Origin of the sequence: Marivirga tractuosa (assembly GCF_042140215.1) — a bacterium.
Taxonomy (GTDB): Bacteria; Bacteroidota; Bacteroidia; order Cytophagales; family Cyclobacteriaceae; genus Marivirga; species Marivirga tractuosa_A.
In genome coordinates this window covers 183158-195563 of the sequence record NZ_CP159478.1, presented here as the reverse complement: position 1 = coordinate 195563, position 12406 = coordinate 183158, and the positions used below count along the sequence as shown (strand labels likewise).

Below are 12406 nucleotides of genomic sequence, written 5' to 3'. Positions count from 1 at the left end.
AAAAATCATCCAAACTAAAACACTATCTTCATTAAATGAGTAATTTGTTGTTGCTCAAAAACTATAAACACGTATAGAGATGAAGGCCATTTTTTGTTCTCATTACGCCTCTCCTGAACAACTCAAAATCAAAGAGGTGTCCACCCCAGTTCCAGCTAAACATGAAGTTTTGGTAAAAATACATGCCACCGCCATCAATGATTATGACTGGGGCATGGTAAGGGGTAAACCCTTTTTGTATCGCTTAATATTTGGACTTACAAAACCTAAGCGCCCTATTGCAGGAATGGAACTATCGGGCGTGATTGAAGATATTGGAGAAGACGTTACAAAATTCAAAAAGGGCGATGCAGTTTATGGAGATATTTCTGAATTTGGTTTCGGAAGTTTCGCTGATTACATTGCCATCAATGAAAAAGCATTGGTATTAAAACCAGAGGACATGAGTTTTGAAGATGCTACTGCTATTCCGCATGCTGCATTACTAGCTTATCAAGGATTAGTAGAGAAAGGAAAAATTCAAAAAGGGCAGAAAATTCTAATCAATGGTGCTGGTGGCGGAGTAGGGACTTTTGCACTGCAAATCGCTAAAATGTATGATGCAGAAGTAACGGGTGTAGATACGGGCGAAAAGCTTAACAATATGAAAGCCATCGGTTATGACGAAATCATTGACTATAAGAAAGAGAATTTCACCATAAGAGGCGAGCGCTATGATTTGATTCTGGATGCGAAGACCTCTCAACCGACTTGGGCCTATTTGAAAGCGTTGAAGCCTAAAGGAAAATATGTTACGGTAGGCGGAACAGCCGGTAATTTAATACTCTTTGGTTTAAGTAGCGGTTTACTCTCCGTTTTGACCAGCAAGAAGTTTCTGCTTTTAGCACTACAACCGAATCAAGGGCTTGATACCATCAACCAATTATATACCGAAGGTAAAATAAAACCAACGATTGATGGCCCTTATAAATTCGAAGAAATCCCACGATTAATTCAATATTTTGGAGAAGGAAAGCATACCGGGAAAGTGGTGATTAATCTTTCAAAATAATCGCCCATCTAACAACTCATGAAATAGATGCTCGTTAGCCCCCTCTACGCATTAATTTTTACAGAGGAAAAATGAGTATAAACAATACAATTAATTTAAAAAATAGACCAAAAGGACGCCCTTCTTTGGATGACTTTGATATCACCACCTCAGAGATACCTGAAGTGCAAGAAGGAGAGCTTTTGCTGGGTACAAAATACGTTTCAGTCGATCCTTACTTAAGAGGTAGAATGAGCGATGCACCTTCTTATGTTCCACCTTTTGAACTTAATAAGCCAATTAAATCGGGTGTAGTAGCAGAAGTTCTAGAATCAAAAAATGATGCTTTTGCAAAAGGAGATTTTGTTGTAGGAGAATTGGCCTGGAAAGAAAAACAAGTAGTGAAAGCGGATGGCTTAATGAAGGTAGATCCAAATCAAGCAGCCTTATCAGCATACTTGGGTGTTTTAGGTATGACAGGACTCACTGCCTACCATGGGTTGATGGAGATTGGAAGACCAGTAAAAGGCGAAACCTTAATTGTTTCAGGAGCAGCCGGGGCAGTAGGTAGTATAGTAGGTCAAATCGGAAAAATTCTAGGAATGCACGTTTTAGGCATTGCCGGATCGGACGAAAAAGTGGAGATGCTAAAATCTGAATTTGGATTCGATGAAGGCATCAATTATAAAACCACTGAAAACATGACTGAAGCCATTTCGGAAGCATGCCCTAATGGCGTAGATGTCTATTTTGACAATGTGGGAGGAGAGATTTCAGATGCTGTGCTCTTCAACATCAATAAATTTTCAAGAACGATTAACTGTGGCGCTATCTCGGTTTATAATAATACCGAAGCACCTAAGAGCATCAGTGTGCAGCCCTTTTTGGTGAAGAAAAGTTCTCTTATGCAAGGATTTATCGTCACAGATTTTGCTGACAAAAACGAAGAAGCCATTCAACAATTATCGCAATGGTTGCAGCAAGAAAAACTGCACTATACCGAAACGATCAGAGAAGGCTTTGACCAAATACCACAAGCCTTTTTAGATCTTTTCGAAGGAAAGAACAAAGGAAAAATGATCGTTAAATTATAATTATAGACAAAAGTAAAATTAGAGATGAAGAATATCAAATTATTAATATTAGCAGTAACTGTATTAGGATTTGCAGCATGCAATTCCAACAACAATAAGCAAACAGGTAATACTGAAGCTAAGACAGACGCAGGAGCAACAACAGAAAAAGCTGAAAAGCTAAAAGTCCTTTTTGTCTTAACTTCTCATGATGAGCTGGGAGACACAGGAGAAAAAACCGGCTTTTGGGTAGAAGAATTTGCCGCTCCTTATTATACATTAAAAGATGAGAAAGTAGAAATTACTATTGCTACACCAGAAGGAGGCAAAGCGCCAATTGATCCAAGAAGTCAATCGGAAGCAAGCCAAACGGAAGCTACAAAGCGATTCAATAAGGATGAGGAAGTGCAAAAACGAATTGCCAATACTCAGAAATTGTCAGAGGTAAATGCAGCGGATTATGATGCGGTATTTTATCCCGGTGGACACGGGCCACTTTGGGATTTGGCCGAAGATAAAACTTCGATTGAGTTGATCGAAACTTTTAATGCACAAGATAAGCCAATGGCATTTGTTTGCCATGCACCAGCCGCTTTAAAAGAAGTGAAAGGACAAGACGACCAGCCTTTAGTAAAGGGTAAAAAAGTAACCGGCTTCACCAATTCAGAAGAAGAAGCAGTACAGCTAACTAAAGTAGTTCCTTTTTTACTAGAAGATATGCTAGCTGAAAAAGGAGGCACATTCACGAAGGGTGAAAACTGGAGTGTGCATGTAGTGGAAGATGGTAATTTGATTACAGGACAAAATCCAGCTTCTTCCAAAAAAGCAGCAGAGCTTTTATTAAAGAAATTACAACAATAAATTATACCAAGCCTGCTCTCTACATTTAGCTGTAGAGAGCAGGCTTTTTTAGTTGAAGTTTTTCATGATTCCCACTCAAAAAGCCTACTGAACTTAGTCGACCAATAATAGATTACAGGCCACCGCTGTTCTCCCTATTTGCATAACCGAGTCCGCCTTCCCATCTTTAAGAAGCTTAAATTTTTCTTTTGTTAGACTGAGTCAAATCAGATTACCTATTAACTTGCACCAAATTTTAATTTTATAGACTATGGCTTCTGGATTTTTTGCTTTACTGGATGATATTTCAATGTTGATGGATGACGTGGCCACGCTTAGCAAGGTGGCTGGTAAGAAAACAGCCGGGATACTTGGTGATGATTTAGCAGTAAATGCAGAAAAAGCATCTGGTTTTATGGCTTCAAGAGAGATTCCAGTGCTTTAGGCCATCACAAAAGGCTCTTTGCTGAATAAATTGATCATTTTGCCACTCGCTTTTTTATTAAGTGCTTTTATCCCCGAGGCCATTCATATCATCCTTTTGTTTGGTGGCTTATACCTTGCTTATGAAGGAGCGGAAAAAATTTATGCCTTTTTCTTCCATCGAGCACCCAAAAAGAAAATAGAAAAAGTAGAAAAACTAACGAAAGAAGAAGCACTAAGCAAAGAAAAGGAAAAAGTAAAATCTGCTATTGTCACTGATTTCATTTTATCTGTTGAAATTATCATTATTGCCTTAGGGACGGTTGAAACTGAGACTTTGCTTAATCAAATTATGGTCGTGTCTATTATCGCTTTAGTGGCTACGGTAGGTGTTTATGGAATAGTTGCCCTAATTGTTAGAATGGATGAGTTTGGGGTAAAATTGATCAACTTAAATGAAGAGGATAATAGTTTTTCAGATAAAGTAGGAAAATTTCTAGTTCAAGCTTTGCCGAAAGTAATTAAGAGTTTGACGGTAATAGGTACTATTGCGCTACTTCTTGTTTCAGGTGGAATTTTTGCGCACAATATAGACTTTCTACATCACCTACTTCCCTCTATACCTTCCATTATAACTGAATTTCTTATTGGTCTTGTGGTAGGAATAGTGGTTTTAGCTGTGGTGGAGTTTGGTGGTTTTGTCTTGAAGAAAATAAAAGGCAGTAGGTCATAAATTATTTCGTTCCTTCAAGAATCCGCGTGAAAGGCTTATATATATTGGTTTAGTAAAATCATTTAGGTATAATCTCACAATTTGTTCAAGCGTGCGCTTGTGCTTGTTCAAATCTCTTCAAACTTCTCGAATACAGTCTAAATGTTGAGAGTGTGATTGAGGAGACTCAATATTTGGATAATAGCAGCCGTAAGTATTAAATTTTAACTCTGGCATTGCCATCAACTCTCTTCATATAGAATGAAAATCAGACAGAATGGTTTCTTAAAGAAAAGACAAGAATTTAAACCAGTAAATATTATTGGAGGTCTGTTGCTTTGGATTCTAACAGCCTATATTTTCTACGCTTTTTTTCAAATATTCAGAGAATCTTTTCGACTTTTTACAGCTTTCTTTGGGGATAGAGCTTTTCTTGTCTTAACAACCACAGAAAATTATACTTATAATCTTTTCTATGCTGCGGTTGCTTCTGTTTTAGGTTATGCTTTTGCACTGAGATTTACCCTTCAAAGCTCACAATACAAATTTGGAAGGAAAACTAAATCAGTGATCAGAAGAACTTTAAATACTGAGGGCTTTTTTACTTGGACCTTTTTATTCTGGTTTGGCAAACTCGGAAGCATGCTAGGTATTTGGTACACGGTTTATGCCATGCAATACGATCTCAATTGGATCAAAAATTTTTCGGTAATACTAATTCTTCTTCCTGTAATATGTTTTTATTCTACTTGGCCGAGCTTTAACCGCTTGATTCCAAATAATAAAGCAAAATGGTTTGTTGGAATTACAATTACATTTATAATCATGAGTTTTGGTTTTGCTTTTAAGAATTTCACCAATTATAAGAAGATTAATAAAAATATACTTAGCAATTCTATTGAGCATGTTTTTGATTTAAAGAAAGCAAAAAGTAAAAGCCAGCAGAGGCTTTATCGATTGTCTATAGTGATTGATATATACATTGTGCAGGACACCCTTAATACAGAAGTTCCTGTAATATTTTTTAATGATATAGAAAACCGTGTGGATTTCCAAGGCATCAAGCATGCTGTGGCTGTTGAGAGGAGTAAAATTTCTGAATGGGATAAACATAATTTAACTGCTAATCTACATGTAGATAAGAGGATTAAAATGGAGGAAATCAAGCCTATTCTTAATGAATTAAGAGAAGCAGAATTAAGGAAAATCCAATTTTCAACTGCAGTAAAGCATTCACAATACCCAGCAGATTACCCGGTTTTTAAATACTCCGGAATTCAGAAAACATTAAACCCAAAATATTTCTCTGAATTTGAAAATTTCTTGGACTCGGTGGAAAATATTGATTTAAAAGGAAAGACAATTAAAATTCCCGAATCAAGAATGTATCGAAATAGCTCATTGAAAGATTTCAATCGAGTAAAAATTAATTTAACTCCCGATACTGTGATGTTAAATGGGCAAGCAATAGAGCCCCTAAAGCTGGAGAAACTGATTTACGGATTCATAAAAAAGTACTCGCCAACTTATAGGGTTATCTTCAATGTAGAGGATAAGGTGCGTTATGAGCGGTATATCCAGTTCTTGGATCTTCTTTATACACAGCTAGATCGGCTAAGAAATGAACTTTCGCTTGAATCTTACAATCAACCCTATAATTACTGGTATAGACAGCCTGAACGTGATTCCATTGAAAAGCAATTTCCAATGAGAATAGTAGAGTTCTCGATAGAGGAAGAGCGTTTACATAAATTGATTAAAAAAATAGACTCAATTAATCCATAGTTTAGTGAAAGACTACTCTCTATTTTTATTGAAAAAGCAAATTGTGTCTAGCCGGAATACCAAATTGAATATTCATCATTTCAACTTAAATCCCTATCTTACTACTAGCTGAACCGATGCAATAAGATTAAATCCAATTCTTAATTTAGAAAAACCATTAAGACATAAGATCATGGAACTGAAACCACAATATTTTAAAGTTGAAATTGAAAACAAAGTAGCAAGCGTAGCCTTCAATCGTCCAGAAAAATCCAATGCGCTTCATAAGCCAGCCTGGACAGAGATGAAGGAAATCTTCAATATGCTTTCAGAAACAGCTGAAGTGAGGGCCATTGTGCTTAGCGGAGAAGGTAAAAATTTCTGTGCGGGCATCGATTTAGAATTGCTGATGTCGGTGAGTCAATATCAAAAAATTGAATGTGCCGGAAGAAGAAGTGAGGAAATTAGAGGATTGGTATTAACCCTTCAAGAAGCGGTTAATGCTATTGAAAAATGCAAGAAGCCCGTTTTGGCCGCAGTACATGGCGGATGCATAGGTGGAGGAGTCGATATCATTGCAGCTTGTGATATGCGCTATTGTAGTAATGATGCCTATTTTACCATAAAAGAAATTGACTTAGGAATGGTAGCAGACCTCGGCACTTTACAACGCCTGCCAAAATTAATTTCTCCCGGTATGGTTTCCGAAATGGCCTATACAGGTAGAAAAGTGCACGGCAAAGAAGCCAAAGAGATTGGTCTAGTGAATCAATCTTTACCATCAAGAGATGAATTGATGGAAAGCACTCATAAACTGGCCGCTACGATAGCTTCAAAATCTCCTTTGTCCATTCGAGGCACCAAAGAAGTGCTGAAATACAGCCGAGATCATTCGGTGGAGGATTCCTTAAATTATATGGCCACTTGGAATGCCGCTATGTTACTTTCTGATGATTTGAGTGAGGCCTTTAAAGCCAGCATGGAAAAAAGGAGTCCAGAGTTTAAGGATTAGTGTCTCGGGAAATGAGAATCAATTTACAATCTAGATTTTAATTATACCGAATTCGGTACAATTAAAAGTGCATTCGGCAATAATAACGTTGTTCATTTTTAAAACAAAACGGTTCCAACTTGAACCAGTGAGTTATATGGAAATAAAATGAAATAGCGCAAGCGTCCGCTTGTGCTTGTTGGCTAAACCCTAGCTAGTCCTCATTTTCAACTCAAATTGGATTTGTTTTGCTTAAACTCTATCATTGCATCTGCATTACAATTGCGTAATTTCAGCTCTCTCTTGCCATGAAGAGGATGAGAAAAGAAATTCTATCATGAAGAAAATAAGCAAAACCCTACTAATCTATATTTTAACATTTGTGCTATTTAGTAATGTATCTTATGGTCAAGATATTTATCTTTTGGGCGGGATCAATTTTTCTAAATTAGGACAGCAAAAAGTTAATGATTCCCAAGTCAATAGGGCGTACAGACCAGGTTTTCATATTGGACCAGCAATTGATATAAAACTAAACGATCATTTTGATCTTGCCCCAGCATTAATGTTTTCTTTGAAAAGGGAAAATAGTGAATCAACGATTTACATGCCCTCATTTGATAACACCAATACATCTAACAGATATGAATTCAAATCTTCTGTCAATGAATATTATTTAGATTTACCAATCACCTTAAAATTCCATTTTAAGCTTAGAGAGCAAAAATTATATGCTTTGGCAGGACCTTATGTTAACTTATTACTATTTGATAATAGCACTACAGAATTATTTGTAGGTGGCGAACCAAGGGAAATGGGAAATCAATTTGAAGGAAAGTTTAGTAACCGGATTGACTATGGAATTCAAATGGGTTTAGGTGTGCAGTTAAGTTCCTATGTGATCCAAACAACCTACGATTACGGAATTTACAGATCAATGAAATATGAAGACACTCAGTTTGAAGAATCGGTAAGGAATGCTATTGCCAGAATTACTTTAGGATATAAATTTTAAATCTATCATAGAATGCGCGAGGGTAGCCAACCATACATCTAAAGTATCTCATTAATAGTCATTAATTTCCCCTTTTGGCGCACGGGCAATGTCGTTAAGTTAAGAAATACTACTCTAGTTTAAGGCTTTTACACCAGTATGAAAGTACTTCTATTAATTGAGAAACTCAGGTTATTGGAATTTATTTAATACTTTGCGACAAAGAAACTTTTGCAGTCTTATTATTCAGCGCCAGAGGCGATAGTAATCATCACCATCCAGAGGATGGCGATAGAAAAACAATCTCTTCCTGCCTCCGGCTGGTGGAAACTACTACCGCCTCTGGTGGATTTTATTTGTTTCTTGCTAACAAACTATTAAGCTACTGTGCCAGGCAATAGTAAAAAACAGATACCAGAGAAATAATAAAATCCTTAACTTAAAGACATTGGGTGCATGCATTTCGCGTGTGTCCTTACCACCCCCGACAAAATAGTCATATCTTTACAGCAGCGTGCAAAACCTCTTAAACACTACAACTAATGGAATCTGAAAAGAAGATATTGTCTTTTTTAAAACCTGATTTGGTTGAAAAGATACTGCAAGAATCAACTGTCCAAGAATTTCCCAAAGGAACTGAAATTTTAAGAGCGCAGCAATATGTAAAGGTCTTACCCATTGTTTTGGATGGCTTAGTCAAAGTATATTCAAAATTTGAAGAGAAAGAGTTGTTACTCTACTATATAGAACCTGCTCAAAGTTGTGTGATGACTTTCAATGCGGCATTAAAAAACAGCCCCAGTAAAGTCTTTGCCACTACGGAAACCGATTCAAAAATCATTTTAATTCCCGTAAAGCTATTACCTGAATGGCTACAAAAATACCCGGATTTTAATGAACTCTTTTATACTCAGTACAACCTCAGATATTCTGAATTACTGGAAACTATAAGCCATTTGCTACTCGACAAAATGGATAAGCGCCTGTATGATTATCTAAAAAAGAAATCCGCCCTGACCAGCACTAATTCCATTAAAATGAGCCATAGCCAGATTGCGAACGAACTAGGAACAGCTCGTGAAGTGATCACCCGAGTGCTGAAAAAGCTTGAAAATGAAGAGAAAGTTGTACAAAACGCTGGGGAAATAAAAATTGTTGGCGAGTGGTGACCGCAGTCACTGTATAGCAACTTCGTATCCCATATCTTTATACTAACATAAAGCAAAACAATTTAAATTTTAAGAAGATGAAAAAAAATATGGGATCAGCAGACAGAATTATTAGAGTAATAATCGCTGCAATTGTAGGAGTTCTTTATTTCACAGGAATCATTTCAGGAACAGTAGGTATAGTGCTTTTAGTACTAGCAGGAGTTTTTGTACTAACCAGCTTGATAAGCTTTTGCCCTCTTTATGCACCTTTCGGGATTTCAAGCTGCCCTATGAAAGAAAGTAAATAAGAAAACTTTCTATATTGAATAAGAGCACTAGCGGTTAAGGTGATCAATCACTTCCTTCTTTTGGTTTAAGTGGGTGTGCATAAATTACTTTAATAACCACTTTTGCTTTTTTATTTCAATGATAGCTAACCACTAGTTCAAGCGTCCGCTTGGACTCCCATAGCGCAAGTGTCCACTTGTGCTAGTTGGCTAAAACCCAACAAAACCTGTTTTAAACTCTCAAGGTCTAAAATCATTTACACTTTCCACTTTTCCAACTAGCCTAAAAACAAGATCAATTGAATTTTTTGATAACTTCTATATGTGCAATTTCTAATTTTGTGATGGATTAATTATCTTTCAAATTCAACATTCGCCAAAACCTGAAAAGTCCCTTTCGATTAAGATTTTCCACTTTTTGGCAAAAATTAACTTAGAGGATAAAGTCACAATTGAGGACAAATCAATTGTTATTATCAATAAAATTATTTTAAAAGTTCGGAAATATTCCGAACTATTCTTTGTTTATTTGTAATAAGCATTATGCAAACACCACTCGACATATCGAAATTATTGGAAGCAGGTAAAATTGCTAGTGAATTGGAGTTTGAGAGAGCCTTAATTGCAGATCGAAAATTAAGAGTTCTTGCTAAAGAAGATTCAAAATATAAAGCTATTCGCAAGAAATTAAGAGACTTAATTACTGCTTATGAAGACAAAAATTGGTCTTCCAGCTCAAAAATAACGGATAAAAAAATACAGGAAAGTGATTTAGCAGAAGTTATTGCTGAAAAAGAAAGGCAATTCATTCAAAAGAGGAAAGAGTTAATTAGAAAGAAGCTTAAAAGTTTAAATTTAACGCAGCAAGACCTTGGTGAAATTTTAGGGCATAAAAGCAAATCCTATATGTCCGAGTTAATGAATGGTGTAAGTCCCTTTTCCTTAAAAGATTTGATTATCATCAACCGACTGTTGAAAATCGACCTGACTTACTTGATCCCTACTTTTTTAGCTCAAGCAGATAGAATGAAAATAAAAAACTCTCTTGAAAAGCTCAATAATCCAAAGCTTAAGCTAAATGAGGGTAATTTTGAGTTGACTTAAGTTTCATACAGTTAATGATGCATTTAATATTAGTATTAAAATAATTTAAAGCTAACTCCCCAACTTTCGCCTAAAGCGAAAAAGCGGGCTGGAGGGTAAAATGGCGGGCAAGGCGTTGGCATTAGCGGGTAGTAGCATCATTTTACCTAGATTTTTTGCATACTTTTTCATCAATGGAAAAAGTATGAAGCAACATGAGAGCAATAAGATAAATTTGATTCATAATTTAACTAATGAATTTAATAACAGGTCTCTCAAAACCCCTCACCTATTTACCCCATCCATTTTCCAACTAGCCCAATAACAAGAATAAATTGAATTTTTTCGATGAATAGTGCTATTTATATGGTGAAAAACAGAACGGTATTTCTATATTTACAATTCATCAATAACCGAAACCTTTATACCCATTCAAATCATAAAGCTTTCTGGGAGTTGAAAAATGAATAAACGCAATAGATTTAGCAAGATGTTGTGCTTCAATAGAAAAATAGAATGAGACTATTAACCGCCAAAATAAAAAATTTCAGAAGTTATCGAGAGCAAGTTGAAATTTCTGCTGGTAATCTGACCACATTGGTTGGTAAAAACGATATTGGAAAATCATCAATACTAGAAGCATTAGATGTTTTCTTCAATAAAGGCAAAGGGACAATAAAATTGGACAAGGATGATGTTAATAAAACTTCTTTAGAAGAGAATAATAAAATCACCGAATTCACACTAATATTTGATCAGTTACCAGATTCACTTGTAATCGATAGCACAAATGAAACATCTTTAGGAGCTGAATTCCTTCTGAATGCTGACGGACATTTAGAAATAATTAAAAGGTACAGCAATGGCGGTACTGAAAAAGTATTTATAAAAGCCAACCATCCTACAAATGGAAACTGTTCCAACCTATTACTCAAAACACAAAGAGAATTACAGGGGATAATAAATGATGAAGAAATAGAATGTGAAAACAGGACGAGAAATGCTGTTATGCGAGCTTCTATATGGTCGCATCATTCTGGAAATCTTGACCTAGAAGAAATTGAAATTGATGTGACCAAAGGAGAAACTAAATCCATTTGGGATAAGCTAGAAAGCTACTTACCTCTTTATTCACTATTCCAATCTGACAGAAAGAATAGTGATAGTGATAATGAAGTACAAGATCCTCTTAATGAGGCTGTAAAACAAATAATGAATGATGGAGAAATCCAAAGTACACTAGCAGGAATAGCCGAACAAGTTGAAAGAAAACTTCAAGAAGTAGCAGGATTAACCCTTGCTAAATTAAGAGAAATGAATCCTGAAATTGCAGATAGTCTAAACCCAGAAATTCCATCATCAGATAGTCTAAAGTGGCATGACGTTTTTAAAAAAGTCTCTATCACAGGTGATGAAGACATTCCAATAAACAAAAGAGGGAGTGGTGTTAAAAGACTTATCCTATTAAATTTTTTTCGAGCGGAGGCTGAAAGAAGAAGGATAGAAAGAAATGTTCCAAGTGTTATTTATGCCATTGAAGAGCCCGAAACATCTCAACATACAGCTCATCAGAAAATGTTAATTAGATCTCTTATCGATTTATCGGGTTCAGATAACACTCAAATTCTTTTAACAACACATAGCCCAGTAATAGTCAAAGAATTGATTTTTGACCAGTTAAGATTAATTCTTTTAGAACATGGAAATAAGGTTGTTAAATCGGTAACACCAGGACAACTGCCTTACCCGTCACTAAATGAGGTGAATTTTACAGCATTTGAGGAAATAACCGAAGAGTATCACAATGAATTATATGGTTATTTAGAAAGCGAAGAATTAATAAATGACTTTAAAAATGGTAAGGATACAATAGAATATATAAGGCTAAGAAGAGATGGTTCAACACTAACAGAACAAAAAGTTCTGACTGAATTTATTAGACACCAAATACATCATCCTGAAAACACCCACAATACGAGATTTACTGAAGCCCAACTAAGTGAATCTATTGGATTGATGAGAACCTTTATTAGCGACCAAGATTAAAAAACGAGAACA

General features: G+C 35.7%; 10 protein-coding genes and 1 pseudogene. All 11 read left to right on the top strand.

Annotation, left to right across the window (positions count from 1 at the left end; translation table 11 throughout):
• Window positions 1-79 precede the first annotated feature (79 nt).
• The 11 genes and pseudogenes from ABWH96_RS00805 to ABWH96_RS00755 all read left to right on the top strand — a co-directional run bounded on the left by ABWH96_RS00805 (window position 80) and on the right by ABWH96_RS00755 (window position 12394).
• Entirely contained in the window at window positions 80-1051 is a 972-nt protein-coding gene (locus ABWH96_RS00805) for an NAD(P)-dependent alcohol dehydrogenase (RefSeq protein ID WP_375579647.1), read from the top strand.
• A 71-nt stretch (window positions 1052-1122) separates the two neighbouring features.
• On the top strand, window positions 1123-2124 hold the full coding sequence (locus tag ABWH96_RS00800) for an NADP-dependent oxidoreductase (protein WP_375579646.1): 1002 nt from the start codon (window positions 1123-1125) through the stop codon (window positions 2122-2124).
• A gap of 24 nt (window positions 2125-2148) precedes the next feature.
• Window positions 2149-2964, top strand: a complete 816-nt coding sequence (locus tag ABWH96_RS00795) for a type 1 glutamine amidotransferase domain-containing protein (protein ID WP_375579645.1) — start codon at window positions 2149-2151, stop codon at window positions 2962-2964.
• A 250-nt stretch (window positions 2965-3214) separates the two neighbouring features.
• Window positions 3215-4099 (top strand): annotated as a pseudogene (locus ABWH96_RS00790) (DUF808 domain-containing protein).
• Between the two features lie 240 nt (window positions 4100-4339).
• Window positions 4340-5863: a hypothetical protein gene (locus tag ABWH96_RS00785; protein WP_375579644.1), complete on the top strand. Its 1524-nt coding sequence runs from the start codon at window positions 4340-4342 to the stop codon at window positions 5861-5863.
• 172 nt (window positions 5864-6035) lie between these two features.
• On the top strand, window positions 6036-6854 hold the full coding sequence (locus ABWH96_RS00780; protein ID WP_375579643.1) for a crotonase/enoyl-CoA hydratase family protein: 819 nt from the start codon (window positions 6036-6038) through the stop codon (window positions 6852-6854).
• Window positions 6855-7170: 316 nt separating this feature from the next.
• Window positions 7171-7848: a porin family protein gene (locus ABWH96_RS00775; protein WP_375579642.1), complete on the top strand. Its 678-nt coding sequence runs from the start codon at window positions 7171-7173 to the stop codon at window positions 7846-7848.
• A 521-nt stretch (window positions 7849-8369) separates the two neighbouring features.
• A complete protein-coding gene (locus tag ABWH96_RS00770) occupies window positions 8370-8996 on the top strand; it encodes a Crp/Fnr family transcriptional regulator (protein WP_375579641.1) in 627 nt (208 codons plus the stop codon).
• 77 nt (window positions 8997-9073) lie between these two features.
• Window positions 9074-9286, top strand: coding sequence for a DUF2892 domain-containing protein (locus ABWH96_RS00765; RefSeq protein WP_013454458.1), 213 nt, complete (start codon window positions 9074-9076; stop codon window positions 9284-9286).
• Window positions 9287-9808: 522 nt separating this feature from the next.
• A complete protein-coding gene (locus tag ABWH96_RS00760) occupies window positions 9809-10369 on the top strand; it encodes a helix-turn-helix domain-containing protein (RefSeq protein ID WP_375579640.1) in 561 nt (186 codons plus the stop codon).
• Between the two features lie 495 nt (window positions 10370-10864).
• Entirely contained in the window at window positions 10865-12394 is a 1530-nt protein-coding gene (locus tag ABWH96_RS00755) for an ATP-binding protein (RefSeq protein WP_375579639.1), read from the top strand.
• Window positions 12395-12406 lie beyond the last annotated feature (12 nt).